The 26,090-nt window shown below is 61.7% G+C and carries 26 protein-coding genes; 19 read left to right on the top strand and 7 right to left on the bottom strand.

Annotation, left to right across the window (positions count from 1 at the left end; translation table 11 throughout):
* The first annotated feature begins 4 nt into the window (after window positions 1–4).
* The 9 genes from fhcD to P0D70_RS09095 all read left to right on the top strand — a co-directional run bounded on the left by fhcD (window position 5) and on the right by P0D70_RS09095 (window position 7,378).
* Window positions 5–964, top strand: a complete 960-nt coding sequence (gene fhcD / locus P0D70_RS09135; protein WP_408184198.1) for a formylmethanofuran--tetrahydromethanopterin N-formyltransferase — start codon at window positions 5–7, stop codon at window positions 962–964.
* A complete protein-coding gene (locus tag P0D70_RS09130) occupies window positions 961–1,806 on the top strand; it encodes a formylmethanofuran dehydrogenase subunit C (protein ID WP_408184197.1) in 846 nt (281 codons plus the stop codon). The genes fhcD and P0D70_RS09130 overlap by 4 nt, the downstream gene beginning before the upstream one ends.
* 78 nt (window positions 1,807–1,884) lie before the next feature.
* Window positions 1,885–2,451: a cytochrome b gene (locus tag P0D70_RS09125; protein WP_408184196.1), complete on the top strand. Its 567-nt coding sequence runs from the start codon at window positions 1,885–1,887 to the stop codon at window positions 2,449–2,451.
* Window positions 2,448–3,461, top strand: coding sequence for an alpha/beta fold hydrolase (locus P0D70_RS09120; RefSeq protein WP_408184195.1), 1,014 nt, complete (start codon window positions 2,448–2,450; stop codon window positions 3,459–3,461). Before P0D70_RS09125 ends, P0D70_RS09120 begins: the two co-directional genes overlap by 4 nt.
* A complete protein-coding gene (pqqB, locus tag P0D70_RS09115; RefSeq protein ID WP_091803603.1) occupies window positions 3,458–4,378 on the top strand; it encodes a pyrroloquinoline quinone biosynthesis protein PqqB in 921 nt (306 codons plus the stop codon). The genes P0D70_RS09120 and pqqB overlap by 4 nt, the downstream gene beginning before the upstream one ends.
* Before the next feature lie 76 nt (window positions 4,379–4,454).
* Entirely contained in the window at window positions 4,455–5,207 is a 753-nt protein-coding gene (pqqC, locus tag P0D70_RS09110) for a pyrroloquinoline-quinone synthase PqqC (protein WP_408184194.1), read from the top strand.
* Window positions 5,204–5,494 carry a pyrroloquinoline quinone biosynthesis peptide chaperone PqqD gene (pqqD, locus tag P0D70_RS09105; RefSeq protein ID WP_408184193.1) on the top strand — a complete coding sequence of 97 codons (291 nt, stop codon included), beginning with the start codon at window positions 5,204–5,206 and terminating at the stop codon, window positions 5,492–5,494. The genes pqqC and pqqD overlap by 4 nt, the downstream gene beginning before the upstream one ends.
* Window positions 5,495–5,498: 4 nt before the next feature.
* Complete coding sequence (pqqE, locus tag P0D70_RS09100; RefSeq protein WP_408184192.1) at window positions 5,499–6,713, top strand: pyrroloquinoline quinone biosynthesis protein PqqE; 1,215 nt, start codon at window positions 5,499–5,501, stop codon at window positions 6,711–6,713.
* Window positions 6,714–6,715: 2 nt separating this feature from the next.
* On the top strand, window positions 6,716–7,378 hold the full coding sequence (locus P0D70_RS09095; RefSeq protein WP_091803612.1) for a response regulator: 663 nt from the start codon (window positions 6,716–6,718) through the stop codon (window positions 7,376–7,378).
* Here P0D70_RS09095 and P0D70_RS09090 read toward each other — a convergent pair.
* On the bottom strand, window positions 7,348–8,358 hold the full coding sequence (locus P0D70_RS09090; protein ID WP_408184191.1) for a histidine kinase: 1,011 nt from the start codon (window positions 8,356–8,358) through the stop codon (window positions 7,348–7,350). The two genes, P0D70_RS09095 and P0D70_RS09090, sit on opposite strands and share 31 nt — an antisense overlap.
* A gap of 219 nt (window positions 8,359–8,577) precedes the next feature.
* On the opposite strand from P0D70_RS09090, the gene P0D70_RS09085 reads away from it, so the two are divergent.
* Complete coding sequence (locus P0D70_RS09085) at window positions 8,578–10,944, top strand: TonB-dependent receptor (protein ID WP_408184190.1); 2,367 nt, start codon at window positions 8,578–8,580, stop codon at window positions 10,942–10,944.
* 53 nt (window positions 10,945–10,997) lie between these two features.
* On the opposite strand, the gene P0D70_RS09080 is transcribed toward P0D70_RS09085, so the two are convergent.
* Window positions 10,998–12,128, bottom strand: a complete 1,131-nt coding sequence (locus tag P0D70_RS09080; RefSeq protein ID WP_408184189.1) for a YVTN family beta-propeller repeat protein — start codon at window positions 12,126–12,128, stop codon at window positions 10,998–11,000.
* A 215-nt stretch (window positions 12,129–12,343) separates the two neighbouring features.
* Here P0D70_RS09080 and P0D70_RS09075 point away from each other — a divergent pair, with 215 nt between their 5' ends.
* The 5 genes from P0D70_RS09075 (at window position 12,344) to gph (ending at window position 16,013) form a co-directional block, all read left to right on the top strand.
* Window positions 12,344–13,108 (top strand): energy transducer TonB, encoded by a 765-nt coding sequence (locus P0D70_RS09075; protein ID WP_408184188.1) that lies wholly within the window; start codon window positions 12,344–12,346, stop codon window positions 13,106–13,108.
* Between the two features lie 27 nt (window positions 13,109–13,135).
* A complete protein-coding gene (locus P0D70_RS09070; RefSeq protein ID WP_408184187.1) occupies window positions 13,136–13,939 on the top strand; it encodes a MotA/TolQ/ExbB proton channel family protein in 804 nt (267 codons plus the stop codon).
* Window positions 13,930–14,352: an ExbD/TolR family protein gene (locus P0D70_RS09065; RefSeq protein WP_408184186.1), complete on the top strand. Its 423-nt coding sequence runs from the start codon at window positions 13,930–13,932 to the stop codon at window positions 14,350–14,352. The genes P0D70_RS09070 and P0D70_RS09065 overlap by 10 nt, the downstream gene beginning before the upstream one ends.
* Window positions 14,353–14,517: 165 nt before the next feature.
* Entirely contained in the window at window positions 14,518–15,282 is a 765-nt protein-coding gene (locus P0D70_RS09060) for an HAD family hydrolase (RefSeq protein ID WP_408184185.1), read from the top strand.
* A gap of 2 nt (window positions 15,283–15,284) precedes the next feature.
* Window positions 15,285–16,013, top strand: coding sequence for a phosphoglycolate phosphatase (gene gph / locus P0D70_RS09055; protein ID WP_408184184.1), 729 nt, complete (start codon window positions 15,285–15,287; stop codon window positions 16,011–16,013).
* Between the two features lie 173 nt (window positions 16,014–16,186).
* On the opposite strand, the gene P0D70_RS09050 is transcribed toward gph, so the two are convergent.
* Complete coding sequence (locus P0D70_RS09050; protein WP_408184183.1) at window positions 16,187–16,477, bottom strand: DUF1330 domain-containing protein; 291 nt, start codon at window positions 16,475–16,477, stop codon at window positions 16,187–16,189.
* Between the two features lie 281 nt (window positions 16,478–16,758).
* Between P0D70_RS09050 and P0D70_RS09045 the strand changes: the two genes are divergently transcribed.
* Window positions 16,759–17,664 carry a LysR family transcriptional regulator gene (locus tag P0D70_RS09045; protein ID WP_408184182.1) on the top strand — a complete coding sequence of 302 codons (906 nt, stop codon included), beginning with the start codon at window positions 16,759–16,761 and terminating at the stop codon, window positions 17,662–17,664.
* A 115-nt stretch (window positions 17,665–17,779) separates the two neighbouring features.
* On the opposite strand, the gene P0D70_RS09040 is transcribed toward P0D70_RS09045, so the two are convergent.
* Window positions 17,780–19,372 carry a methyl-accepting chemotaxis protein gene (locus P0D70_RS09040; protein ID WP_408184181.1) on the bottom strand — a complete coding sequence of 531 codons (1,593 nt, stop codon included), beginning with the start codon at window positions 19,370–19,372 and terminating at the stop codon, window positions 17,780–17,782.
* Window positions 19,373–20,210: 838 nt separating this feature from the next.
* Here P0D70_RS09040 and P0D70_RS09035 point away from each other — a divergent pair.
* Window positions 20,211–20,852: a YajG family lipoprotein gene (locus P0D70_RS09035; RefSeq protein WP_408184257.1), complete on the top strand. Its 642-nt coding sequence runs from the start codon at window positions 20,211–20,213 to the stop codon at window positions 20,850–20,852.
* Between the two features lie 685 nt (window positions 20,853–21,537).
* Here the strand turns inward: P0D70_RS09035 and P0D70_RS09030 are convergent.
* The 3 genes from P0D70_RS09030 to P0D70_RS09020 form a co-directional block, all read right to left on the bottom strand.
* Complete coding sequence (locus P0D70_RS09030) at window positions 21,538–21,813, bottom strand: GlsB/YeaQ/YmgE family stress response membrane protein (RefSeq protein WP_408184180.1); 276 nt, start codon at window positions 21,811–21,813, stop codon at window positions 21,538–21,540.
* 29 nt (window positions 21,814–21,842) lie between these two features.
* On the bottom strand, window positions 21,843–22,124 hold the full coding sequence (locus tag P0D70_RS09025; protein ID WP_408184179.1) for an ElaB/YgaM/YqjD family protein: 282 nt from the start codon (window positions 22,122–22,124) through the stop codon (window positions 21,843–21,845).
* 488 nt (window positions 22,125–22,612) lie between these two features.
* Entirely contained in the window at window positions 22,613–23,056 is a 444-nt protein-coding gene (locus tag P0D70_RS09020) for a hypothetical protein (protein ID WP_408184178.1), read from the bottom strand.
* 600 nt (window positions 23,057–23,656) lie between these two features.
* Here P0D70_RS09020 and P0D70_RS09015 point away from each other — a divergent pair.
* Window positions 23,657–24,505, top strand: a complete 849-nt coding sequence (locus P0D70_RS09015) for a metallophosphoesterase (protein ID WP_408184177.1) — start codon at window positions 23,657–23,659, stop codon at window positions 24,503–24,505.
* Between the two features lie 733 nt (window positions 24,506–25,238).
* Entirely contained in the window at window positions 25,239–25,505 is a 267-nt protein-coding gene (locus P0D70_RS09010; protein ID WP_408184176.1) for a DUF4148 domain-containing protein, read from the top strand.
* The last annotated feature ends 585 nt before the right edge of the window (window positions 25,506–26,090 follow it).

Raw genomic sequence — 26,090 nt, 5'->3', positions numbered from 1 at the left:
CACAATGAGCGAACCGGCGACCCTGCAGATCAACGGCACCACGATCGACGCCACCTTCGCGGAAGCTTTTCCGATGAAGGCGACCCGGCTCGTCATCACCGCCCATACGCCGGCGTGGGCGATGCATGCCGCCCACTCGCTGACGGGGTTCGCGACCTCGGTGATCGGCTGCGGCTGCGAGGCCGGCGTCGAGCGCATGCTGCCGCCCGCGGAAACGCCCGATGGCCGGCCGGGTGTGACGGTGCTGCTGTTCGCGGTGTCGTCGAAGGAATTGGCCAAACAGATCGGGCGGCGCGTCGGACAATGCGTGCTCACGTGTCCGACCACCGCCGTGTATGGCGGCATCGATCCTGACACGAGCCGCGCGCCGCTATCCGATCGGGCGTCGCTCGGCAGCGGACTGCGCTTTTTCGGCGACGGCTGGCAAATCTCGAAGATGCTCGGCGACACGCGTTACTGGCGCGTGCCGGTAATGGACGGCGAATTCGTCTGCGAAGACACCGCGCTGACCGTCAAGGCCGTGGGCGGCGGCAACCTGATCCTGCTCGCGCGCGATATCGACGCCGCGCTCGCCGCCTCGGAAGCGGCGGTCGCCGCCATGCGCAAGCTGCCGAATGTGATCATGCCGTTCCCGGGCGGCGTGGTGCGCTCGGGTTCGAAGGTCGGCTCCAAATACAAAGGCGCGAGCGCCTCCACCAACGACGCGTTCTGTCCCACCCTCACGGGTCTCTCGCCGCGTAGCGAACTGAGCGCGGAAGTCGGCTGCGTGCTCGAAATCGTGATCGACGGGCTCACGGATGCGGATGTCGGCGCCGCGATGAGCGCGGGGATCGCCGCGGCCACCGGACTCGGGCGGGCGGCCGGCCTGCTGCGGATTTCGGCGGGCAACTACGGCGGCAAGCTGGGGCCTTACCACTTTCATCTCCACAGCCTTGCCGCAGGCCTCGACGGGAGCCGCGCATGAGTCAACACACCACGCTGCGCGTGAAAACGGCCCCGGGTTTCCGCGTCGACGCTTCCGCGCTGCAGCCGGCGTCGCTCGCGGCGATGAGCGTGGCGCAGATCGAGCGCCTCGCCCTGCCCGCGGGCAATGACAGGTGTATCGTGGGCGATATATTCGACGTGTCGCGCCATGAGGCCGCCACCGAACCCGCGGCGCCTCACGCTGGCGCCATGCTGGTGATCGAGAACGCGGCACCCTGGCTCGACCGTATCGGTGCGCGGATGGCGGACGGGCATATCGTCGTGCACGGTTCGACCGGCGACTTTAGCGGTTTCCAGATGGCGGGCGGCACGTTGCAGATTCACGGCGACGCCGGTCATTTCACCGCATGTGAAATGCGCGGCGGCCGCCTCACCGTGACCGGCCATAGCGGCGATTTTGCCGCCGGCGCACTCGCCGGCGACATGGAAGGCATGACAGGCGGCACGCTGACGATTCATGGCAACGCGGGCGCACGGCTTGCTGATCGCATGCGCCGCGGCCTCGTGCTGGTCGGCGGCAATGCGGGCGATTTTGCCGCGTCGCGGCTCGTGGCAGGCACCATTGGTATCGCCGGGCAACTGGGCGCGCATTATGCGTATGGTATGAGACGCGGCACGCTCGTGCTTGCCCAGCGGCCCACGCGCTTGCCGCCGACGTTTACCGGCGGCGGTCGCGGTTTCGACGTGTTCTGGGCGCTCCTCGTGCGCAGTCTCGCCGATGAAATCGCGCCCTTCTCGCAGTGGCGCACGGCGAGCTTGCCGGCGCGCTATACGGGTGATCTCGCAGTCGACGGACGCGGCGAAATACTGGTCGTGAGCTAGCCGCCGAAACCGGTCGGCCCGCAAAGCGGCCAGGCAAACGGTGTTCGGCAGAAACACCGGATAACGAAGGAGACAGGCATGACGATGGCGCATTCTCCCCACCTATCTGCGGGTGCCGACGCACCCGCACCGCGCTATGCCGGCGCGATGATCGCGTTGCACTGGCTGATTGCCGTCGGCATTATCGGCCTGCTCGCGCTTGGACTGTATATGGTCGGACTGCCGAAGGGGCTGCCTCTCAAGGCGACGCTGCTCAACCTTCACAAGTCGGTCGGACTGACGGTTTTCCTGCTGGTGCTTCTGCGCATCATGGCGCGTGCGGCCTTCAAAGGGCCGCCCTTGCCGCCGATGCGACCGTGGCAACGCGCCGCCGCGCGCACTACGCAGGGCCTTTTATATGTAGCCATGGTCGCGATGCCGGTGTGCGGCTATCTAGGTTCGTCGTTCAACCGTTATGGCACGCGCTTCTGGGGCATTGCGCTGCCAAAGTGGGGCTGGGATGACGCGGCCTTGCGCGAACTTTTCTTCGGGCTTCACCAGGCGATCGGCTATGCGCTGATCGTATTGATCGTGCTACATGTGGCGGGTGCGCTCAAGCATCAGTTGATCGATCGCGACAATCTGCTCGCGAGGATGTTGCCATGATGCGGCGCGCTTCACGGCAGGCGTCAGCACCTGCACCGCTGAAGGTCGATACGCTGCGTACGCGCGACGGGCATCGTGTGTCGTTCACGGTGGCGGGCGCAGTTGACGGCGTGCCGGTGGTCGTATTGCACGGTGGCCCAGGCAGCGGCAGCCAGCCAGGCGCGCTGCGGCTTTTCGATCTGACGCGCTTCAGGGTCGTGATGATCGATCAGCGCGGCACCGGCGCCTCGACGCCGCACGGCAGCGTGCGCCATAACCGCACGGATAGGCTGATCGAAGACATTGAAGCGATCCGCGTTCGCCTGGGCGTGCAACGTTGGGGCGTACTCGGCGGCTCGTGGGGCGCCGCGCTCGCGCTCGCTTACGCCGGCCGGCATCCGCACTCGGTGACGGGTGTGGTGATGCGAGGGCTGTTTCTCACTTCGTTGCGCGAGGTCCGCGGGCTCTTCGTCACGGCGCGCAAACACGCACCACGGGCATGGACGCAGCTCTGTGCGGCCGCGCATTGCGACCGGCCCGCGGCGTTGCTGGCCCGCTGCCATGAGCGCTTGCAACGGGGTGGCGACGCAAACGAAACGACGCAACATGCAATCGCGCTCGCATGGCGCGGCTATGAAAATGCCGTGCTCGCCAGCGCCGACTCGCGCCGCGCACACTCGCCCGCAAGAACTTCGCGTCGAGACGTACGCAAGCTGGTCGGCAAATACCGCATTCAGGCCCACTACCTGATGCATCGCTGCTGGCTCGGCGAAACCCGTCTGCTCGCGCTGGCGCGCCACGCTGCCGCGGCCGGCGTGCCGCTCGCCGCGGTGCATGGCTCGCGCGATCCAGTCTGCCCGCCGGGCAATCTGCGACGTCTCGTGCGTGCCGTTCCCGCGGCCCACGTCGAATGCGTGCGCGCAGGCCATCTCGCGAGCGACCCGAGACTGCACGAACGTGTTGCCCACGCACTCGCAACGATGTTCCTTCCAACCGCTCACGAGGGGCGCGTTCTGCGCCGCGCGGCATGAAAATCACGGTACTCGGCTCGTCGGCGGGCGGCGGTTTCCCGCAATGGAACTGCAATTGCCGCAATTGCGACGGCGTGCGGCGCGGCACGCTGAAGGCGACGCGCCGCACGCAATCGTCGATCGCAGTCAGTGCGAATGGCGAGGACTGGCTGCTCGTCAACGCGTCGCCCGATCTGCTCGCGCAGATCGCCGCCAATCCGGAATTGCAGCCGGCCCGCCGCGTGCGCGATAGCGGCATTGCCGCAGTGCTCGTCATCGACGCGCAGATCGACCACGTCACCGGCCTGCTGATGCTGCGCGAGCGCGACACGCCACTGCCGCTCTACGCAACCGATGCCGTTTGGCAGGACCTGTGCAGCGGTTTTCCGGTCGCGCCGATCCTCTCGCACTATTGCGGCGTCGAACATCGCCGTATCGCGCTCGACGGCGCGCCGCTCGCCGTGGACGCACTCAACGGCGTACAGATCGACGCGCTGCCGCTGTCGAGCAAGGCGCCGCCCTATTCGCCGCATCGCAACGCACCCGAGCGCGGCGACAATATCGGGCTCGTCATCACGAACCGGCAGACCGGCAAGCGCGTGTTCTACGCGCCCGGACTCGGCGCGATCGAAGCGCACGTGCTCGCCGCGATGCGTGAGGCTGACCTGCTGCTAGTCGACGGCACGGTGTGGACCGGCGACGAAATGATCCGCCTGGGTCTCTCGAAGAAGACTGCTGCCGATATGGGCCATCTGCAGCAGTCGGGGCCGGGCGGCATGATCGAGGTACTGGATTCGCTCGACGCGCACAATGTCCGCAAGGTGCTGATTCACATCAACAACACCAATCCGATTCTCGTCGAGGATGGGCCGGAACGGCGCACGCTGACCGAACACGGCATCGAGGTAGCGTACGACGGAATGACGTTCGAAATATGACGTGAAGCATGACTGCGAAGCAAGTTATGAAGCGTCGATTCAAAAGCATAGCGATGAAGCAGAAAACGGAGACGGCATGAACGCGAAAGACACCTTGGGCACGGCGCCGCCGCACGACACGCAGACGAACGGACGCGGCGACAGTCCCGCCTGGACCCGCGAAGAATTCGAAGCACAGTTGCGGGCGAAAGGCACCGCTTACCATATTCATCATCCGTTCAATGTGAAGATGAATAGCGGTGGCTGCTCCCGCGAACAGATACGCGGCTGGGTCGCCAACCGCTTCTATTATCAGATCAATATTCCTCTCAAAGATGCGGCCGTATTGTCGAATTGCCCCGATCGCGAGACACGCCGCCGCTGGGTGCTGCGCATTCTCGACCACGACGGCTATGGCGATCAGGAAGGCGGCATCGAAACATGGGCGCGCCTGGGCGACGCGGTCGGCCTCTCGCGCGACGACCTGTGGTCGCTGAAACAGGTGACGCCCGGCGTGCGCTTCGCCGTTGACGCTTATGTTAATTTCGCGCGCCGCGCGCCGTGGCAGGAATCGGTCTGCTCGTCGCTCACGGAAATGTTCGCGCCGCAGGTTCATCGCGACCGGCTCGCGACCTGGCCGGAACACTATCCGTGGATCGAGTCTTCTGGCCTCGCGTATTTCCGCTCGCGCATCTCGCTCGCGCAACGCGACGTGGAGCACGGGCTCGCGGTCACGCTCGATCATTTCACACGGCGCGAACAACAGGAACGCGCGCTGGAGATCCTGCAATTCAAGCTCGATATCCTGTGGACCATGCTGGATTCGATCGAAAAGGCCTTTCCGCAATGAACGACCTGCCACGCGCCGGCGGCGCCATGCAAACCGCCGATCGTCCGACCATCAGCAAGCTCTTTCGTCTGCAATGGGAGCCCGCGCAGAACGCGCACGTTCTGCTCTACCCGGAAGGGATGGTGAAGCTCAATCAGAGCGCGGCGGAAATCCTCAAACGTTGCGACGGCACGCGCGATATGAACGCTCTGATCGCCGACCTGGAGCAGGCGTTCAACACGACCGGGCTGGGTCCGGACGTGCGGGCGTTCGTTGCCGACGCGCAGTTGCGCGGCTGGCTGGAGTAGCGCGATGACCGATCTCTCACAACCTGCTGCCGCGGCGCAACCTCAAGCAACGTTGGACGGTGTGGCGCCGCCGCTCTGGCTGCTCGCGGAACTGACTTACCGCTGCCCACTGCACTGCGCGTTCTGCTACAACCCGGTCGACTATACGGATCACAGCCGCGAGTTGAGCACCGAACAATGGATCGGCGTGCTGCGCGAGGCACGCGCGCTCGGCGCCGCGCAACTGGGGTTTTCAGGCGGCGAGCCGCTGGTGCGGGATGATCTCGAAGTGCTGGTCGCCGAGGCGCGCAAGCTCGGCTTTTATACGAATCTGATCACCTCCGGCGTCGGTCTCACCGATAAGCGGCTCGGCGAGCTGAAAGCGGCCGGCCTCGACCACATCCAGTTGTCTTTCCAGGATTCGACGCAGGAACTGAACGACTTTCTGAGCAGCACCCGCACCTTCGATCTGAAACAGCGCGTCGCCGCATCGATCAAACAGCACGGCTTTCCGATGGTGCTCAACTGCGTGCTGCATCGCTATAACCTGCCGCACGTCGACAAGATCATCGAGATGGCGCTCGCGATGGGCGCCGAATACCTGGAGCTCGCCAACACGCAGTACTACGGCTGGGCGCATCAGAACGAAGCGCAGTTGATGCCGACTCAGGAACAGCTCGACGAAGCCGAAGAGGTAGTCGAACGCTACCGCCGCACGCAGGGCGAGCGCTGCAAAATTTTCTTCGTCGTGCCGGACTATTTCGAACGACGCCCGAAGCGCTGCATGAACGGCTGGGGCGCGGTGTTTCTCGGCGTTGCGCCGGACGGCGCGGCGCTGCCCTGCCACGCCGCACGCAGTCTGCCCGGACTCGTGCTGCCGAATGTCAAAGACACGCCGCTGCGCGAAATCTGGTACGAGAGCGACGCCTTCAACCGCTTTCGCGGCCTCGCCTGGATGAAAGAGCCGTGCCGCAGTTGCGACGAAAAGGAACGCGACCTCGGCGGCTGTCGTTGCCAGGCGTATCTACTCACCGGCGATGCGGCCAATGCCGACCCCGTCTGCGACAAGTCGCCGTCGCATGACACGGTCTTGAAGGTGGTGAACGTGGCGCGGCGCGCGGCCGCCGCAGTTGAACCGCGCGAGCAGCCGATCCTGTTTCGCAACGACGCCAACTCGCGCAAGCTGGCGTCCGTTGCGGCATGCGGGAAGACCGGCGAACACGGCGGCACAGGAGGCTGACCATGACAGCGGGAGACATTTCCGTCTTGCTCGTCGACGATCACGCGGTGGTGCGCGAGGGCTACCGGCGTCTGCTCGAACAGAATGCCGACGTGCATGTGTGCGGCGAGGCCGCCGACGCCAGTCAGGCCTATCAGCGTTTCTGCGCGCTGCGCCCGGACGTGGTGGTAATGGACGTATCGTTGCCGGGCGCCAGCGGCATCGAAGCGATGCGCCGTATGCTCGCGCGCGAGCCGGACGCTCGCGTGCTGATCTTCAGCGTGCATGAGGACGCGATTTTCGTGCGCCGCGCGCTCGATGCGGGCGCCCTCGGTTACGTGACCAAGGCCAGCGCGCCCGACGTGCTGGTGGAGGCGGTGCGCACCATCGCCCGGCGCGCCGGTTATCTGAGCCCGGATATCTCGCAGGCGCTCGCGCTGCGCAACGCGTTCAGCGAAGGTCCGCCAGGACGGCAGTTGTCGGCGCGTGAGTTCGAAGTCCTGCGACTGCTCGTGCAAGGTTATACGCTGCCGAGCATTGCCGAGAAACTGGGGTTGAGCCAGAAGACCGTGGCCAATCATCAGTCCGTGATCCGGCAGAAATTCGGCGCCGACAATGGTGTGCAGCTCGCCCAGATGGCAAGCCGCCTCGGGCTTCAGTTCACCGGTTCGGCAAGCCCTGCGTGAGCGGGCACCCGCGCGCAGAACAGGAAACCGCCTTCCGGCTTGCTCGCCACGTGAAACTCGCCGCCTAGCGCCTCGACCCGCTCACGCATGCCGATCAGGCCGAGCCCGCCGCGCGGCTTGTCGAGGTCGACGCCGGGGCCGTCGTCGGCCATGGTGACGACGATTTCATCGATGAGCCCGGCGTCATGCCCTTCGTGCGACTCGCGCGGGGCACGCACCATGAACACTTCCACGCGTGCAGTGCGGGCAAACTTCGACACATTGGTCAGCCCTTCCTGCACGAGCCGGTAAAGCGTGATGGTCAGCGCGTCGCTCAGACCGGCAAAGTCCCCTTCGATCGTCAGCGAGAACGACGCGTCCGGCAGACGCTCACGCCAGCCGTCGACGCAATGCTCCAGCGCGCTCGGCAAACCGAACTCATCCAGGCCGATCGGCCGCAGTCGCCGGATCATGCCGCCAATCTGCCGATAGACGTGGGTCGCGCTCTGCATGAGGCCGAGCGCGACGCGATGTATCTCCGGCTCGCGTGTGCTGGACAGATCGCGGATGCGCGCGGCGTCGAGCGAGATTGCGTTGAGGTACTGGCCTAGCTCATCGTGCAGCTCGCGCGCCAGATGGCGGCGCTCCAGTTCCTCTGCTTGCAGCGCCTGATTGGCGAGACGCCGGTTGTCGGCGAGCAGCCGCTCAGCCTGCTCTTCCAGTGCGCAGCGCCGGCTCAGTTCGCGGCGCGCGTCGCGGTAACGGCGCCATGCAAACCACGCGAGGCCGATGGAGAGCACGCACAGCGTGCCCGGCAATTCGTCGAGCTGGAAACGCTCGAGGCCCCGCGTCCAGCGGTACGCGTGCTCGCTGAAATCGAACCTCGCGCTCAGCACGGCGGCGAGCACCGACAGCGCAAACACCCACGCAAGGTCGCGCCACACCGCCGAATGCGGTGGTACGGAGCGCACTGAAGAAGGGTTCGAGGGGTCGCTTGCCATCACGTTTGCATTCGTCACGTTTGCATTCTACTCAGACCGATTGCACACAGCGGTGTGTCGCAGCGCGTTTGGGAACGCTTCCCCGCGATATCGGGAAAAGCTCCCGGGTTTCGCGCGCCAGCGTATGCGAAGCTTTGCACACACACAAAGAAAGCGCTACGCACGCCGCAACGCGGTGGCGCTCATGAAGATAGCGTCGATCCGGCCGGAGACAGAACGATGAACACGCCATCCAGCGCGCACCGCGCATCTCGCTTACCGGACTTGCCACGTTTGCGCCGGCGGGCCGGTCTCACGCTCTGCTTCGGCGGCGCCCTCGCGAGTTTGTCCGTTTCGGCGTGGGCCCAGACGGAAGCGGCTACGCCCTCAGCGGCGGCGGCCGCCGCCGCGCCGGCCGGCGTGAATCCGGAGGCTGATGCGGTGAAGCTCGCGCCGATCGTCATCGTCGGCACCACGCCGCTCCTCGGTATCGGCACGCCGCTCTCGCAAGTGCCCGCCAATGTGCAGACCGTTCACGCACCGGATCTCGAACAACAGCACCGCAGCACGCTCACCGATTACTTCGCGAAGAACCTGCCGAGTGTCGATATCGCCGACGCGCAGGGCAATTCGTATCAGGTCAACGTCAATTATCGCGGCTTCACCGCGTCGCCTTTGCTCGGCACGCCGCAGGGCCTTTCCGTGTTCGTCGACGGCGTACGCGTGAACGAGCCGTTCGGCGACGTGGTCAACTGGGACCTGCTGCCGCAACAGGCGATCGATACGATCCAGCTGATTCCCGGTTCGAATCCGACCTACGGTCTCAACACGCTGGGCGGCGCCATCGCGATCACGACGAAGAACGGCAAGACGAGCCCCGGCGGCGAGGCCGAGGTGCAAGTGGGCTCCTGGGGCCGCAAGTCCGCCCAGATCGAACAGGGCGGCACCATCGGTCAGAATCTCGATTACTACGTGACCGGCAACGCGACCAACGACAACGGCTGGGCGGAGCAGAATGCAAGCCGCGTGCGGCAGGCATTCGGCAAGCTGCGCTATACCGACGCTGATACGACGCTGTCGTTCTCGGGCGGCGGCGCGGACAACGATCTGCACGGCACGCAGACCATTCCGCGCTCATTCCTCGGCAATCCAAAGCAGCCCTATACCTATCCCGACCAGAATCTGAACAGCGCCGCCTACGCGACGCTGTCGGGCGATCATTACTTCAACGATCATGTCGAGCTGAGCGGCAACGTCTATTACCGGCACTTCCGCAACGACAACGTCAGCAGCAACACCAATCCGAATTTCGGCGCGGTGGACGACGACGGCAACGTCGATACGACCCAGGCGACCAACGAAAGATCGATCGTCTCGACCGACAGCTATGGCGCGAGCCTGCAACTCACGCTGCTCGGCAAGCTCGGCGGGATGGAGAACCAGTTCGTCGCGGGTATGTCCGCGGATATCGCCAACTCCCGGTACACCCAGTCTTCCCAGAATGCGGTGTTCACCGCTTCACGCGCGACCATCGGCATCGGCGATTTCGAGCAGGAAACCGCGGCAAAAACGCATAACGGAAACTACGGCATCTATCTGCAGGATACCTTGTCGCTCACGAAGCAATGGACGCTGACGCTCGCCGGCCGCTATAACTGGGCAGACGCCACGATCGGCGACTCGAGCGGCACGCAGCCTCAGCTCGACGGCCACCATACATTTTCCCGCTTCAATCCGGCGATCGGCATCAACTGGAATCCGACATCCGCATTCACGGCCTATGCCACCTATAACGAAGGCATGCGTTCGCCGACCGCCATCGAACTGGCCTGTGCGGATCCGTCCGCGCCCTGCTCACTGCCGAACGACTTCGTGTCGGATCCGTCGCTCCAGCCGGTGATCTCGAAGACCTTTGAAATCGGCGCCCGTGGACGGATAGGCCAGGCGACGACCTGGAGCGCCGCCGTCTACAGCACGACACTCGACAACGATATCGAGTTCATCAGCACCAATGGCGCCACCAGCAACCAGGGCTTCTTTCAGAATGTCGGCCGCACGCGCCGGCAGGGCCTCGAACTCTCAGGACACAGCCAGCTCGGGCCGCTCGCCGTTACGGCCAGCTACAGCTACGTCGACGCGACCTACCGGTCGAGCTGGACCGAAAGCAGTCCGAGCAATTCCAGTGCGGATCAGAACGGCAACATCACCGTCAAGTCGGGCGATCATATCCCCAGTATCCCGGCGAACACCGTCAAGCTGCAACTCGACTACGCGGCCACCGCGAAGTGGAACATCGGCACGAACCTGACCTGGCGCGGCAGCGTCTATGCGCAGGGTGACGAGAACAATCAGGATGTGAACGGCAAGATCGCGGGCTATCTGCTGATCGATCTGGACACCTCGTACCAGGTGACCAAACAGCTTCAGGTCTTCGCGAGCATCACGAACCTGTTGGACAAACGCTATGCGAGCTTCGGCGCGCTCGGCGAGAACTTCTTCAACGGCCCGAACCATATGTTCGACGGCGCCAACCCGATCAACGAGCAGTTCGTCGGGCCGGGCGCGCCGCGCGGTTTCTGGGTCGGGCTGCACTACGCGTGGAAGTAACGCGTAATGCGCGTGAGCCGACCGACGCGTCGATCGGCTCACAGGCAACGCGCTCAATGCGATTCGATCGAGCCGTCGCTATGCGGATACGTGACGATGCCCCACGCCAACGGCAGTTCGCCGATCTGCTTGATCGGCTGATAATTCTGCGCGTCGAGCACATAGACCGCATCGGAGCGGCCACATGCCACCAGCAGTTTCGCGCCGTCCGGCGTAAAGCTGAAGTGCCAGCAGCGCTGGCCCACCGGCACGTCGGCGACATGCTCGTAGCTGTGCCCGTCGAACACCTGCACCGTCTTGTCGCGCGCCGCGGCGACGAAAAGACGCTTGCCATCCGGTCCGAACGCTACGCCGTAAGGGCCGAGCTTCGTATCGACGGTCTTCACGACCTGGAATGTGCGCGCGTCGATCACCACGAACTTGCTCAGCGATTCGAGCGTGACGACATAGTCCTTGCCGTCGGGTGACAGGCGGATGCCGCGCGGCCGGCCGCCTGCCGCGAGCTTCACGGTTCGGACCGGCGCGCCCGTGCGGACGTGATAGACGGAGACCGTATCGTCGCCCTCATTGGTCACAAGCATGGTGTTGCCGTCGCGCGAAAATTCGATCCCCTCGGTTTCATGGCCGCTCGTGACCGAACGAATCACGCGCCAGGTCTTCATATCGACGATCGCGATTTCAGCGGGCGGCTTGTTGGCGTCATCGTCGTCGGCGCCCGGCTTGCCGTTGGCGGCGGGCGGGCCGTCAGCACCTGGCTTGCCTTTGGCGGCCGGTGGGCCGCCGTCTTCGCCGGGCTCGTAGGTCACGTATGCGTAGCCGTTGTGCACGCGCACAAATTCCGGGTTCTTGCCGATCTTCACACGCTGGACGACCTGACCCGAAGCCGTGTCGATCACCGCCAGGTCACCAGTATTCTTGTTCGCCACGAGAAGCCGTGTGCCATCCGCATTCAGACTCAGGCCGCGCGGGCCGTCGGCGCCGACCGGAAACGTCTTCGTCAACGTCATCTGGTCCAGATCGATCACGCCGACACCGGCCTTCTCGCTGGTCACGTAGGCTATTGGGGCCGCCGCGTAGGCCGTACTCGCGGCGAGCGCAAGCGCCGCAACGGCGGTGGCCAGGGTGGTGACAGCGAAAGCGAGGGACCGTCCTGGTGTTGTGATACGAAAGCTTGTCTCCAGCATTGTTGTACTCCGTAGTGAAATCGCTACGCCGCGAAAGCTCGCGCCATTCAAGCAAAGTAGTTCATCGGAGGATCGTTTGACAACGCACATCGGGCGGGAGATTTTCCCGAATTGACTCGGTGAGACCAGCGGCAGTACTAAAACGCGCTGTAGGGGTGGAAAATGAGCGCGGAGGTGGCCAAAGCGAGGCCTCGACCGCAATGCTCGAACGTGCAATGGCGACGGCTGGATATACCGCGATCGATACGGCATCGCGGCGTCGTATCGTCATGGCGCTGGGCGCCGTCATCGCCGCTCATGCGGGCTTGCTTGGGTGGGTGTTGGCGACGCGAGACAGGACAGTCGAGCGAACGGTCGAAGCGACGCCCATCGTCGCGATGCTGTTGAGGGATGAGCCGCAAGTCCTTGCACCTGTCGAACCTGTCGCGCCTGTTCAGCCTGCCGTGCCCGCCGCGGCCACTGCGGTTGCCGCGCCGCAAGCCGCGCAGCCCGCAGTACGGAGCAAACTCCTGCCGCAGCCTCATCCCAAGCCGCCGCGCACCAGCGCAGCACCTGCGCCGAGCGTGCCGTCGCCATCCGGTGATTCCTCGCGCTCGCCTGCACCGGTGGCTGCGCCCATTGCCGCTGCGCCATCCCCCGCAGCACCGGCGGCGAATGCTTCTGCAACCGCTGCCGAGCGCACCGTGCCCGCATCGAGTACCCCAAGGAGCGTGTCGCACGTCGACTGCGCTATTCCCAAGCCGGACTATCCCGAGGTATCGAAGCGCCGCGGTGAAAGCGGCACTGCGATCGTCCGATTCGTAGTAGGCCTGAGCGGCCACATCGAAACCGCTCAAGTTCAAAAGAGCAGTGGCTATCCCCGGCTCGACGACGCGGCGCTCGCTGCGATCCATGCGGGAGCGTGCCAACCCTACAGGGAAAACGGCGAAGCGGTGCGTGCCGCTTATTCGGAATCGTTCATCTTCGGATTGGCCGAGTAGCCTGTCTCCGAGTCAAAGGAAAACACCATGCAACACTATGGCCTCGCGAATGTCTGGGAAAACGGCGATATCATCACACGCTGCATTCTGAGCGCGCTGCTGATCATGTCCGTCCTGTCGTGGACGGTGATCCTCATCAAGCTATGGACCGTCATGCGGATCAAGCGCGTGACGCGCCAGGCCGAAGCGCAATTCTGGAAAGCCGATCGTTTCGAAGACGGATTGCACAGCCTCGGCGCGCACGCATCGGGGTCGACTCCCCGCGACAATCCGCTTCTCGCGCTCGCTCTCGCCGGCGAGGAAGCCGCTGCCCACCATCAGCAGACGCAATCGCATCTGCACGACCGCATCGACGTATCCGACTGGATTACGCGCCGCCTGCAGGACACGATGGACGACGCCATTGCACGCATGCAAAGCGGCCTCGCGGTGTTGGCGTCGATCGGCAGCACCGCGCCCTTCGTGGGGCTGTTCGGGACCGTCTGGGGCATTTATCACGCGTTGATCCTGATTGGCGAGACGGGACAGACGTCGATCGATCATGTCGCCGGACCGGTCGGCGAGTCGCTGATCATGACGGCCTTCGGCCTGTTCGTGGCGATACCGGCGGTGCTGGGATATAACGGCCTGACACGCGCGAACAAGTCGATCGTGACGAGACTCAAGCGTTTCGCGCATGGACTGCACGCGTATTTCGTAACCGGTTCGCAACTGCCGTCGAGTACCGGTCCTGACATGCGCATCGTGCCGCGCGGTGCACCCCTGGTGGCGGGCGGAGCGAATGACGGCACGAGCGACGACACACGCGATGGAGCGCTCAAATGGCAATGACCCCGTTCTCCGACGACGACGAAAGCGGCCTGATGAGCGAAATCAACATGACGCCGCTTGTCGACGTGATGCTGGTGCTGCTGATCATCTTTCTCGTCACCATTCCGGCCATGCAGCACGCGGTGAAAATCGATCTTCCGCAAGCGAGCAGCCAGCCGGACAATCTCAAACCCGCGCATCTCGACGTCGCCGTGCAGGCGGATGGCTCGATTCTCTGGGACGGCCATGCCGTGGCGGACGATGTTTTACGCGCGAGGATCGCCGAGGCTGCTCGCGCGAAACCTCAACCCGAACTGCATTTACGGGCCGACCGCAAAGTGCCCTACGAGCGCGTCGCCGACGTGATGTCGGCTGCACAGGCCGGAGGGCTGACGAAAATCGGCTTCGTGACCGATCCCCGGGCGAAGAAGTGAAGACCACGGCACTTGCGCTGCCTTGCGCTGTCCTGCGTTCGCGCCGCCGCGCGGCGCATGCCACGATCACATAAAGGATGCCTTAACGAAGTCCAAAGAATCTCTGAATTCAAATCGGCATCCGGCTCCGCTATCGTGGCTGCATGAAACCAGGAGCACCGGACCATGCAAGCCTTGATCTTCGACGTCGACGGCACGCTTGCCGATACCGAGACCGCTCATTTGCAGGCCTTCAATGCCGCATTCGCCGAAGCGGGTCTCGACTGGTTCTGGGACGAGCCCCTTTACACGCGCCTTTTGAAGGTGGCGGGCGGTAAGGAGCGCCTGCTGCATTACTGGCACGTCGCCGATCTGGAAGAAGCGGACGGCACGCGCGTGAGCGACGTGATCGACGCCGTGCATGCGATCAAGACGCGCCATTACGCAGCGCGCGTGCGCAATGGCGGTTTGCCGCTGCGGCCAGGCATTGCGCGTCTGATTGCCGAGGCGCATGCTGCCGCTATTCCAGTGGCGATCGCCACGACCACGACCCCCGCGAACCTCGATGCACTACTGCAAACACCGTTCGGACCCGCGTGGCGGACCCGCTTCGCCGCAATCTGCGATGCCGGCACGACCCACGAGAAGAAGCCCTCGCCCGAGGTCTACCTCGACGTGCTTCGGCAACTCGGGCTCAAAGGTTCGGACTGCGTTGCCTTCGAGGACTCATCGAATGGTCTGCGCGCGGCACGCGCGGCCGGCGTTCCTACGATCGTGACACCGACCGCATACACGTCGCAGGATGACTTCGACGGCGCGTTAGCCGTGCTGCCCGACTTGGGTGAGCCGCACGCGCCGATTCCTTCGTTGGTCCAGAATGAAGAGGCTCGCTGGGTCGATCTGGCCACCTTGCGTCATTGGCATCGCCACGCGCTGACCGAGTCGGCCTGAGCATGCATCAGGAACTTCTCGTGAAAGGCATGCGACCCAAAGCCGTACTGATCGATCTCGACGGCACGATGGTCGACACCGCGCCGGACATCGTCGAAGCAGTCAGCCAGATGCTCGACGAGTTCCGTTCGGCGCCTTTGCCGTTCGCGACTGTCAGCGGCTTTATCGGCAAGGGCGTGCCCAATCTGGTTCGACGCTCGCTGGAAGCAGCCGGTTTGGCTCGGCGCGTCGACGCCGAACATGCGGTGAATGTGTTCCATCGCCACTACGCGCAGACCAATGGACGCCTCGGCCGTGTTTTTCCTCATGTGGGGAGTGGGCTCGGCGAGTTGCAACGGCTTGGATACCGGCTCGCCTGCGTCACCAACAAGCCGAAAGAACTCGCCGCGCCACTGCTGCTCGCAACGGGGCTCGCCCGCTACCTCGATGTGCTGGTTGCCGGGGATTCTATCGACAAAATGAAGCCCGATCCCGAACCGTTGTGGCACGCGTGCCGGCTGCTAGACGTGGAACCTGAGCACAGCGTATTGGTTGGTGATTCGCCGGTCGATGTGAGTGCCGCGCGAGCGGCCGGTCTGCCGGTGTTCATCGTAAGCTATGGCTATGCCGGGCCGGCGGGGTCGGCGGCGCTGGAGTGTGATGGTTTGATCGATTCGCTGATGGCGATGCCCGCGATTCTGGCGTCGTGGGGTTTGGGTGGTAGGGGTCAAGGTCGTCGGGGAGAAACTTGAATGGATTTAGATTCGGTGAATTAGTTAGGCATCTTAATGTAATGCGTCGGCAAGCTTTATTTCCCGCTTTCGCACACTGTGTCGCCCCAAAAGAGGGGCGGCAGGGATTCGTGTGAATGCCTGCCGCCTGGTCAAAGCGGTGGGCGTGGTGTTCGAGCGCTTCGCGCTCAAAGTTATGAAGTCCCTTCGAGAATGACAAACGTCCCGGCCGCTGCTCCGGCGCGGAGCGCTTTGGCCGCCTGGTACTCGGGGCTCTCGTAGAAACGCTTGGCGTCGGCGAACGAATCGAACTCAAAGATCACATGCCGCTCGTGTGCTTCGCCTTCGAGAATTTCATACTGTCCCGAGGACGCAATGACCTTCGGGCTGAAATTCTTCATTGCATCGCCTGCGGCTTTTGCATAGGCGGCGTAAACGGTTTCATCCGAAATGCTGACGTGTGCGATCAGATAACCTTTTGGCATGTTTATCTCTCTGGTGTGGTAAGCGCATTCAATTCAACGCTGGGTGCGTGCTGGCAATCGCCCACGTAGAAGGTGTGGGTATGCAGTAGCCTGTCCTAATTCGACGTGTCGCCCCTGAAATGGAGGGGATTCTGCTCGCGTCCTGATGATCAATCATCCAGCCGCCGTCGCTCCCATTCGTTCAGGTTGTCCTGTGGACGACACGAGAAGCTAGTCTACTGAGTCGCAATTGAGCTATAAATGACGTCAAACATAACGCTCCGTTACTCCTCAGGTGAACAATGCAAAACCTGGATGCACTTTTGATTTTTTCACGTGTCGCTGAAATGGCGAGCTTCACGCGTGCAGCCGAAAGCCTCGGTATCCAGAAAGGACGTGTCTCTATGGTGGTCAGTGCGCTTGAGCGGGATGTGGGAGTCACCCTCCTGCATCGGACCACGCGAAGTGTGCAACTCACCGAAGATGGACGCGCCTTTTATTCACGCGCACGCGACCTGCTGGCCGAAGTAGAAGAATTGCAGTCAATGTTCGCGAGTAACGGCGCACCACTACGGGGAAAGTTGCGCGTCGACATGCCAACCGAGTTGGCACAAAGCGTCGTGATTCCCGCACTCCCTCAACTGATGGCGGCGCATCCAGAGTTGGAACTGGAAGTGTCCAGCACCGATCGGCGTGTCGATCTCGTTCAGGAAGGGTTCGATTGCGTGGTGCGGCTGGGTCCGATCGTCGACGAGACGCTGATTGCCCGACCGCTTGGCAAGCTGCGCATGATCAATGCGGCGAGTCCGAGCTATCTGGCACGGTACGGCATACCGCACACGCTCGACGATCTGCGCGACCAGGGGCACCAGATGGTTCATTACACGCGCACGCTCGGCGGCAAGCTTGCTGGATGGGAATATCCTGACGGCGATGGATACGCGACGCTTACGTTGCCGGGCGCGATGCAGGTCAACAGCGTGCAGACTTATCATGCAGCAGGGCTTGCGGGCATCGGGTTGATTCAGGCGGGATATTCGGCGCTTGTGCATCACATCGAACGTGGCGCGCTAGTGGAGATTCTGCCGGACCTACGTCCTGAGTCTCTTGCCGCGTCGCTCGTCGTGGCACATCGGCGTAACCTGTCGCAACGCGTCCGGGCTTTTATGAATTGGATCGAGAGGGTATTGGAGCCCTATTTTGATTAACCGATATTCGATTTTGCGGCAGTAAAAAACGCGTCCCCGACTTTTTCGACACGACGCGGTACAAAGGCCATTCGGTACGACATATTGTCTTGTGACCCCCAGCTTCCGGCGACTTCTAGCTACTCACTCTAGGGGCGTAACCACCTTCGGGATCTTTGACGGCATCGACACGAAATACTGAGACAGTAGTCTCCAGCTGTCCCGCCCGCTCTTTGAGCGATAGCGCCGCCGCTGATGCTTGCTCGACCAGCGCCGCGTTCTGCTGGGTCACCTGATCCATTTGCGCAACCGCACGATTGACCTGTTCGATACCCTTTGACTGTTCTTCAGACGCGGCGGCAATTTCGCCGATCAGGTCGCTGACTCTTCGCACAGAAGTCAGGATTTCTGCCATGGTCCGGGTTGCGCGATCCGCCTGCTGCGCACCGGTTTCAACGCGGCTCAGCGAATCCGTAATGAGCGCCTTGATCTCCCTTGACGCCGTGGCGCTGCGTTGGGCCAATGAACGCACTTCGCTGGCGACCACCGCGAACCCGCGCCCCTGCTCGCCTGCGCGTGCCGCTTCCACGGCCGCATTCAAAGACAGGATATTGGTCTGAAAGGCAATCCCTTCGATTACGCCTGTAATTTCGGCAATCTTGCCGGAAGAGTCGGATAGACCCCGCATCGTCTGGACGACATCCTGCGTCGCCTGATTGCCCTGCTCGGTTAGCATTGCCGTACTGCTCACCACCTGGTTTACCTGCTTCGCGTTGTCGGCGTTCTGGCGAACCGTCGAAGTCAGTTCTTCCATGGACGAGGCGGTCTCCTCTAGCGACGCGGCCTGTTCTTCGGTACGTTGCGACAGGTTCATATTACCGGCCGAAATTTCATGTGCGGCGGTGTCGATCGACCGCGATCCCTCTCGCACGATTCTGATTGTCTGAACCAGTTTGCTTTGCATCGCCTGCAGGCCAGTCATCAGTTGCCCCATTTCATCCCCCGAGTGGACCTCGACCAGTGTGGTCAGATCCCCGTCGGCAATTGCCCCGAAGTGGGACAGTGCCTGGGTCAACGGCCTGCCGATCGCCCGCTGCAGCGACCACCATGCGAGCGCCGCCGCACCAAGCGCTACGACACTACCGGCGATTGCTATACCAACGAACAGGTGGAAGCGTGCTTGCGCGGCATCAAACGTCGCCCTCGCAGCCGCGACTTGAATCTGTTCGAGTGAATCCATGCCGTCGGACACATCGATAAACAACGACGGCGGTACATGCAGCCAGACCTCGAGCATCTTCGCCGCATCACGAGTGGCAATGGCGCTGAACATCGGTTCGAGGCCGTTTGCGACGAATGCGTCGAACTTTGCATTCGCGTCGGCCGCACGGTGTGCTTCATCGGGGCTGGAAAACGGCAGCGTGCGATACGTATCCCACGCCCTCTTCGATGCGGTGAGCAGATCTCGGGCGGTCTGAGTTTCCTTGGGCACATCTGGACTGGCCGGGTTGAGCGCGACGCGATACAGCCACAGACGGGTTCTCGAGAGTGCTACGTTTGCCTGACCGAGAGCCTCTGAAGATGCCAGCCGGCTGGAATACAGCTCCTTCACATCGTTGTTGCCAATTGCCACGCCAACGACACCGATGATGCCACCAGTGACTAGCAGCATTCCAAGAAAACTCATCGCCAGCGCTAGGCGGGCACGAATGCTTAAATTTCTGATCATGGCGATAGAAGGTGTGAATGTGGGCCGACGCATGCACGTCAAGCTAATAGGGTACGGTGTGCGCGAGGTCACTCCCTAGCTAACGGCCCAAAGCCGTTCAGATTAATGCGGGATTTAGCAACAGATGTTTCCCGGGATCGTTGGTTATGGTTTGCGCTGCATGCTGATATAAGGCGCCGCGGCACTGCAAAAACGAAGGCCGCCAAATTGCTCCAACGGCGAGCAACCATTTGACCAACGTCTGAGCCAGAACGAGATTCAGGCTCCGTGCGGCGTGTGTGTGCCGCGAGCATGCCGATCAAACGGCCGCATTCGGAAGGCGGATTCAACCGGCCGACTTCTGGTGGAGGCGAATGACTTTTCGTGCTCGCGCCCGGTCCCTCGCGCGCCCTGATGGTTCGAGGTTCAAGGCGCGTATGCGAAAGGCAGAAGCCGACCCGCAGCCACCGGTCGCGCTACCGGCGCTTTAGCGGCAGCTTATTAGTGCTCCGGCTGTCCAAACCGACCCTTAGGGGACAGCAGTCCCGTTGACGTGTGCCGGTACGGGAGAGGAGCCTCAACCTTGCCCAGGCCCGTGACCGCGGTTCTTGTGCTGACTGCCCTTCCCGATATCGACCTTCAGATTTCCAATGACAAGCCGTTATTCCAAATGACGTGGTCTGAACGCGTACTCTGCGAATTTCCAACAAAAGACACCGGGCCAAAATGAACTAGCGTCTCGGCGCTGGCAGCGATGCGTCCGATCTCGCAGGATTACCAGCGCGTGCATTTTGCGGCTGGGCATCGTCAAACGTTGGACTTGGCAACCAGAATAATCCACCAGGAGCAAAACAATAAGATGTTGGGTCGAATCGCAATCTATAGCCTCGCCGCGTCCATCCTCGCCGGATGCGCGCTCGGCCGGACAACTGTCGATGTTTCCGCGCCTCAAGGCACGAACCCCACGACGGGCAAGTACGTGCGAATTGATTCCGTTCAGGACAAACGCATTTTTACGGTCAAGCCCCCCAGCGCCGACATGGCATCACTGGATCCTGATGAAGATTCTAGCGATGCGTCGAAAGCTCGCGCGATCGGCAGGAAAAGAAACGGTTATGGCAAAGCACTCGGCGATGTGGTGCTTCCCGAAGGCAAGACGGCCTCCGGCCTCGTTGAAAGCGCATTGGCCACGGGCTTTCAGGAGGCGGGTTACATTGTCGTGAAGCAGGGTGACCCCAACTTTGCCGCCGCCGCTCCGGTGACAGCACAATTAATCGATTTCTGGGCATGGTTCCAGCCCGGCTTCTGGTCCATTACAACGAATCAGAAGTCAGAACTGCAACTGTCAGGCGATATCGGTGCTCTTCATGGTGCTCAGACCGTCAAGACTCGCGTTAGCGAATCCAAGCAGGTCGTGGTCTCCAGCGACTGGCAGGAGATCGTGGAAAAAGGCCTGTCTGCCATCACCCAGCGGACAAAGGAACTGGTAAGCGGGAAATAGCTTCCTCCAGGAGACAGCCACGTCGCTCGTCGTGAAGACGACGGGAGCGCGTGGCTCGCAAGCCGGGCGTGCTAATCGGTATCTGGACCTGCAGATTGGCGGCGTCGAGCAGCATCGGGCGTCGCCACTTCGGATCCGTTCGATGCTGACATGACGGCACGCACAGGTCGTAATCTGTGCCGTTGCCACCGAGCTTGTGCGAGTTGCCTGCAGTACCAAGAAGGCGTGTGAATACCGCTACATCGTCACTTTGCAGATGACAACGGCGATGACAGACGCTTGTCGTTTGGGTTTGTTCGACGCCTGCGCTTGTCTGCTAGCGCGTGAGCTTACGACGACGCGTGTGGGCAGGCGTTGAACAAACCTCAAGAGGAGCGCCACGCGCGTCGCTCATACAGGTTTGCTCCGGTTGTATATTGGTTCGGGTGATTTCACCGGCATCGCGTACTCGGATAAGACTGTAAATTGATAGAGCGTCAGCGCCTTCTCGAGTCACACGTATCGACGAGGCAAAATCTCGCCGCCCGGCAATTCCGGATGACTGACAGGTCAGGCGAAAACATTCAGTCGATCGGAGTGCGGGTCAGGTCGCCCGGAACGCTTTACGGCACCAAAGCTTCCGCAAAAGCCTATCGTCATAAAACCACAGATAGGCCGGAAACAACTGATACCCGTGTTCGTACTGTCAGAGGGCGCGCCCTCTACCCCCGCTGAAAAGGCGCAAGATGGCAAGCAGAATAACGGCCCCAATAAGAGCTGTAATCAGTGACCCGATTATGCCGCTACCCAGGTGTAATCCTAGTGCCCCACCCAGCCAACCCCCGATGAATGCGCCCACAATTCCCACGATGATATCGACCACAATCCCGAAGCCGCCGCCGTCGACGATGCGACCCGCCAAAGCGCCGGCAATGCCACCAATAATCAGCCAGAAAATAATTCCATGAGAAACCGGGTCCATATTCCTTCTCCAGTGAGGTCGAATCCGCGTTAGCGGCGTGCAAGCATTCCGATAATGAGTCCGCCGATGAGTGCCATCGTGACTGCTTTCCATGGCGCTGCATGAACGTAATCGTCGGTTGATTCAGAGACGACGCGGTACTTCGTTTTGACCACCTCCTGTGCAGAGGCAATCTTGTCCTTCAGGTCTGATAGCGTCCGGGTGGGCGCTTCGTCGTTGCCCTGCTGGGATGCGCCAGAGGAACTGGACCGGTCAGATGCGACCGGTGGGGATACCGCTGCGGCAGCGGTGGGTTGCTCGAACTCGGTCATTCCAACCTCCAATTTTGTTTGAATGCCAAGAGGTCGAGCAAGTCTCGTACCTCAGAAAAAAGAGGAGTCGATTTAAGTCACCAGTCCGAGCGTTCCCGGCAATTCGGACTTGCGCCGAGTTGAGGCGATCCCAGCAACGACGCCCGAGACTCTCGAAACAACTCACGCGATGGAGAAACCGGCCGGCGAAAAGTACGCACAACCGTGGCCATCACATCAGGCCGAAACGATGGGTCGACAGTCCGATGCGGTCGCGCATTGCCCGCGATGAAGCGCATCACGACATCGACCACGGCAATGTCCGATACATTCACCGAGACATAATAAATTTGCTGTATCTAACGAGTAGCACACGGGAGCCTTTTCTCTGAATGCGCAATCAGGCAAATGCTTCCTGCCGAGTCAACCGAAAGATCGCGTGGGTGCGCCTGCAAACCGGATGGTTTGCAAGGCGTGTTATGACCGGGTCGTTTGTGAGCAGCGTTGCGCTACTCCTGGCTGCGGCAAACGTTTCTGTAGGGCGAAAAGCGCCAGTGCCCTGACGCGTCCTTTACGGCCACGGCGCCATAGTCGTACAGCACATCGGTCGCTGTCGCACACCCCAGCTCGCCCAGATCGACAATCAGGAGCGTGCGCATGGATGCGTCAGCACTTGCCGGGAGGGTCTCCGTAGGCTGGAGGTAGCCCGGGCCTGCGTCGAAGCGGTTTGATGCGCCGCAGACGCTCAGGTATTCACCATGCGCGGCATACTCGGCGCGCTCTTCCGCGCGGAAAGTCTCGTCTAACGTTTCTGAAGACCGGGCAAACGGTGAGCGGTGTCTGCTTCCCTGATAAAGGTGTCCATTACCCGGGTCTAAGCCGAGCGCTTCCAACGCGCCAAGTGCCTCCGCGGCGTCCCGGTAGGAGGTAAAAAGTCCAACAAGAACTGGCAAGATGTGTCCCCTACATGCGCCAAATGTACGCCCTTATCGGCGCGCAACCGTTGTGCCTGTCAGCCCACGGGTTTCCCCTCGGCTGCGGCGGTCAAAAACTCGCGGTGGGGACATCCGCAGCTCCTTCGAGAATCCCAGCCAACGATTGATTATCCGAAGTTGTGGCGGTGTGCCTGGCCGCGAGCCATTTCTTCCAACCTCGCAGGCCGACGAGTAGAAGCAGAGGCCTGCGCCTTCTCCGCGTCGCTCTGTGCTTCAGCTTTCTTTTTGTCAGGCGTTGTAACCGACAGTAAATATTAAAGCCGCGGAAACGAAGGTTGGCGGGCAATCCGACTCTCCCTGGCCCGTCCTTGCCCGCAGAAGCACCTTCGGTCAATCCAGCGACCCTCAAAGCACAATTCTTCAAAGTACACATCTGGTAACAAACAGATACTGCTCGCGGCCAATTGGCACCCGACACTACTTTTAAGTCGGCCTCTCCCTCGCGCAGGAAGTCATACACAACACCCGACCTGTCGTTCTCACAACTAGCGTTGAACATTTCGATCCCTGGTCACTTCCCACGAGGGTTCATCGTGGACCTCATTACGGCGGCAAGACATGCAACAAACATTCGTACCTGTTCGGCGCTTTAAAAAAAATACGTCAGGTCGCGATTTTGTCGTTGGCGACCTGCACGGTTGTTTCACGCGGCTACGGAGGGAACTCGAGGCTAGCCAGTTCGATCGCTCGCGCGACAGGGTCTTTGCCGTCGGAGACCTGGTCGACAGAGGGTTCGAATCGCCAGCGGTCCTGGACGTCGTGCGTCGGTACGACATCCAGTCGGTGCGCGGCAATCATGAGGATTCGATCGTGCGCTGGCGTCTTTGTGACGCTGGCGAGGGCTTCGTTCGGGCCAATGGCGGCGGATGGTTGCTCGACATGACGGGAGACGAAGAGGCAATAGACGCCATAGTTGCCTATATGGCGGCCCTTCCCTACGCAATAGAAATCGAGACAGACTTTGGTCTGGTCGGCATCGTACATGCCAACGTCCCTCTGCGATCGTGGTCCAGAACCGTCGAAGCGCTAATGCAGGAAGGTATTGACGGGAAAATCCGGCGCAAGTTGATCTGGGATCGGTCACGTTGGAATCTGCGACAAGAGAAAGGCTTCGGTTCGATGCGCCGCGTGGCAGCCCGAGTGCTCAAGGGCCTTAAGTCCGGAAGAGGTGACGCGTGCGGCTGGGTGGAAGGGGTCGCGGCTGTCATCGTGGGACATACACCTTCAGCTGAGCCGAAAGTTAGCCACAATGTGATAAACGTGGACACGGGTGTTGTCTACGGCGGCAATCTGACCTTGCTGCGCCTCGATGAAATCCCCACCATGCTGGGCCAAGGTACCCGTACGGCACCTGTGGTCAGCCGGATATCGCACTATTTGCCGCCTCGCGAGTCCGGGCAACTTTAACGACCGCAAATGTGTCGGGGTCACGTGCCGGGGAGGCGGACGACACCGGCGAGACCCGGACACCCAGATAACCGGTGCGCGTCACTCGCCCGGCTTCACTTTTCCTGCGGCGCACGCGAGGCAATCGCGTTTCCTCCCCTCGTTATCCTGGCCGCCATCCGGACGCACGCGATCTCAGAGCATCTGATGACGAGCCGGGAATAACCCGGCTTCTAAAAATCCGCGATTCCGGGATTCACTCGCGCTCCTTTGGTAAGCCAACAGCCTGTCCACTAACTCTACGCTGCCGTATCGCCGCCACGTGCCGCAGGCTTGAATCTGATAGTCAGACCTTTCATGCGTGCGTGAAAACGAGGGCCGGTAATGCAAGCGAAGGATTCTGAATACTTTTCTGCATGTGATTCGTAAAGCGTGCAGGTCCCATTAATAATTCCCTGTGCGTGGGCGCCCTTCGTTTCCATTAGTGCCGAGGAACGTACCATCGACAGCAAATCGAAATAGTAAGCAGTTTGAAACATAAGTTGACCGTCAGCGGTCGCTTGCTCGGGTGGCCATGACCTCACAAACAGGACGACGGCACGGGAATAAATAACGTCCCGATTCGGTAATCCATTTGCGTGCCGTTCGCCCAGGACCGTCTGACGTTCTTTCTTGCCCCGGCACCGAGCCCGGCGCCTGCCGCGCGCATTTTGGGCTGCGCCGAAGCATATCTACGTACTCTCTGGAGAATACGATGAAGATCCTTACCCTCATTCCAGTTGCCGTCCTGACGTTTGGCGCCACGCTCGCCTATTCGGATGAAAACGCGGATACGTCCAGCGCGGCAACCAACAGCAACGCGGCGATGACTTCGGACGCAGTGGGCGGCGTTTTCGCGGGTGGCAGTGAGAGCGGTGCACACGTCGGAAAGACCCGCTCTGAGGTCTATCAGGAATTATGGCGTGCCCAAAAGGACGGCACATTGGATCGGTTGAACGCGCTCTATGGCGGTGGTAACTGACGGAGAATGTTCGATGGCGCCGCGCGACGTTCACCGCCGCGCGGAGTTACAGACACAGTTTGAAGTACGCCTGTATTTTTGCCAGCTTCACGAAACCGGGTCGCGCGAGGAAGAATCGGCTGCGCGCTCGTCTGGCCCGCCGATGGCCGTTGAAAGCATGTCCGTATCTGCCGACGGCCCTGCACACAGATCACATTAAAAATTCGCCAGCCGGACAGTCCGCGGTCCGTGAAGTTAGGATTACCTGCGGAGGCTGCTCTGCCTTCGGCGTAATACCCGGACAGCACGGACTTTTGACAACCGTCTTGCTAAACCGCTTGTTGCCCGCACAGTTCGTTCGAGTCGTCAGCGTGGTCGGAGCCATGCTGACGATCCAGCTGAAAATTCGCTCAACTCGTGCCGCGCACCGCCGTTAACCCGGACGATATCCCACACCAATTCGACGTGTCACGTCGCCCGCCGCGCGAGGCACTCTTTCGAATCGTCAGGGTCCGGACTACAAGGTTGCCAGTGTTGGCAACACCGCACAATGCGCGCCTGTGATGGACGGCGTGCGATCGCTCGATACATACCCCATGCTCCTCA

The sequence above is a fragment of the Paraburkholderia sp. RL17-381-BIF-C genome, assembly GCF_046026435.1.
GTDB lineage: Bacteria > Pseudomonadota > Gammaproteobacteria > Burkholderiales > Burkholderiaceae > Paraburkholderia.
Note: the sequence above shows the minus strand (reverse complement) of the source record. Positions and strands in the feature narration are given on the sequence as shown.

Excerpts from the sequence above, each read along its gene's own strand:
- P0D70_RS09060 (WP_408184185.1), top strand. The coding sequence starts at position 14,518 with ATGCAAGCCTTGATCTTCGACGTCGACGGCACGCTTGCCGATACCGAG.
- P0D70_RS09070 (WP_408184187.1), top strand. The coding sequence starts at position 13,136 with ATGCAACACTATGGCCTCGCGAATGTCTGGGAAAACGGCGATATCATC.
- P0D70_RS09045 (WP_408184182.1), top strand. The coding sequence starts at position 16,759 with ATGCAAAACCTGGATGCACTTTTGATTTTTTCACGTGTCGCTGAAATG.
- P0D70_RS09035 (WP_408184257.1), top strand. The coding sequence starts at position 20,211 with ATGTTGGGTCGAATCGCAATCTATAGCCTCGCCGCGTCCATCCTCGCC.
- P0D70_RS09120 (WP_408184195.1), top strand. The coding sequence starts at position 2,448 with ATGATGCGGCGCGCTTCACGGCAGGCGTCAGCACCTGCACCGCTGAAG.
- P0D70_RS09075 (WP_408184188.1), top strand. The coding sequence starts at position 12,344 with ATGGCGACGGCTGGATATACCGCGATCGATACGGCATCGCGGCGTCGT.
- P0D70_RS09025 (WP_408184179.1), bottom strand. The coding sequence starts at position 22,124 with ATGACCGAGTTCGAGCAACCCACCGCTGCCGCAGCGGTATCCCCACCG.
- P0D70_RS09065 (WP_408184186.1), top strand. The coding sequence starts at position 13,930 with ATGGCAATGACCCCGTTCTCCGACGACGACGAAAGCGGCCTGATGAGC.
- pqqC (WP_408184194.1), top strand. The coding sequence starts at position 4,455 with ATGAACGCGAAAGACACCTTGGGCACGGCGCCGCCGCACGACACGCAG.
- P0D70_RS09040 (WP_408184181.1), bottom strand. The coding sequence starts at position 19,372 with ATGATCAGAAATTTAAGCATTCGTGCCCGCCTAGCGCTGGCGATGAGT.
- fhcD (WP_408184198.1), top strand. The coding sequence starts at position 5 with ATGAGCGAACCGGCGACCCTGCAGATCAACGGCACCACGATCGACGCC.
- P0D70_RS09015 (WP_408184177.1), top strand. The coding sequence starts at position 23,657 with ATGCAACAAACATTCGTACCTGTTCGGCGCTTTAAAAAAAATACGTCA.
- pqqB (WP_091803603.1), top strand. The coding sequence starts at position 3,458 with ATGAAAATCACGGTACTCGGCTCGTCGGCGGGCGGCGGTTTCCCGCAA.
- P0D70_RS09085 (WP_408184190.1), top strand. The coding sequence starts at position 8,578 with ATGAACACGCCATCCAGCGCGCACCGCGCATCTCGCTTACCGGACTTG.
- pqqE (WP_408184192.1), top strand. The coding sequence starts at position 5,499 with ATGACCGATCTCTCACAACCTGCTGCCGCGGCGCAACCTCAAGCAACG.
- P0D70_RS09130 (WP_408184197.1), top strand. The coding sequence starts at position 961 with ATGAGTCAACACACCACGCTGCGCGTGAAAACGGCCCCGGGTTTCCGC.
- P0D70_RS09030 (WP_408184180.1), bottom strand. The coding sequence starts at position 21,813 with ATGGACCCGGTTTCTCATGGAATTATTTTCTGGCTGATTATTGGTGGC.
- P0D70_RS09050 (WP_408184183.1), bottom strand. The coding sequence starts at position 16,477 with ATGCCAAAAGGTTATCTGATCGCACACGTCAGCATTTCGGATGAAACC.
- gph (WP_408184184.1), top strand. The coding sequence starts at position 15,285 with ATGCATCAGGAACTTCTCGTGAAAGGCATGCGACCCAAAGCCGTACTG.
- P0D70_RS09080 (WP_408184189.1), bottom strand. The coding sequence starts at position 12,128 with ATGCTGGAGACAAGCTTTCGTATCACAACACCAGGACGGTCCCTCGCT.
- P0D70_RS09010 (WP_408184176.1), top strand. The coding sequence starts at position 25,239 with ATGAAGATCCTTACCCTCATTCCAGTTGCCGTCCTGACGTTTGGCGCC.
- pqqD (WP_408184193.1), top strand. The coding sequence starts at position 5,204 with ATGAACGACCTGCCACGCGCCGGCGGCGCCATGCAAACCGCCGATCGT.
- P0D70_RS09125 (WP_408184196.1), top strand. The coding sequence starts at position 1,885 with ATGACGATGGCGCATTCTCCCCACCTATCTGCGGGTGCCGACGCACCC.
- P0D70_RS09090 (WP_408184191.1), bottom strand. The coding sequence starts at position 8,358 with ATGGCAAGCGACCCCTCGAACCCTTCTTCAGTGCGCTCCGTACCACCG.
- P0D70_RS09095 (WP_091803612.1), top strand. The coding sequence starts at position 6,716 with ATGACAGCGGGAGACATTTCCGTCTTGCTCGTCGACGATCACGCGGTG.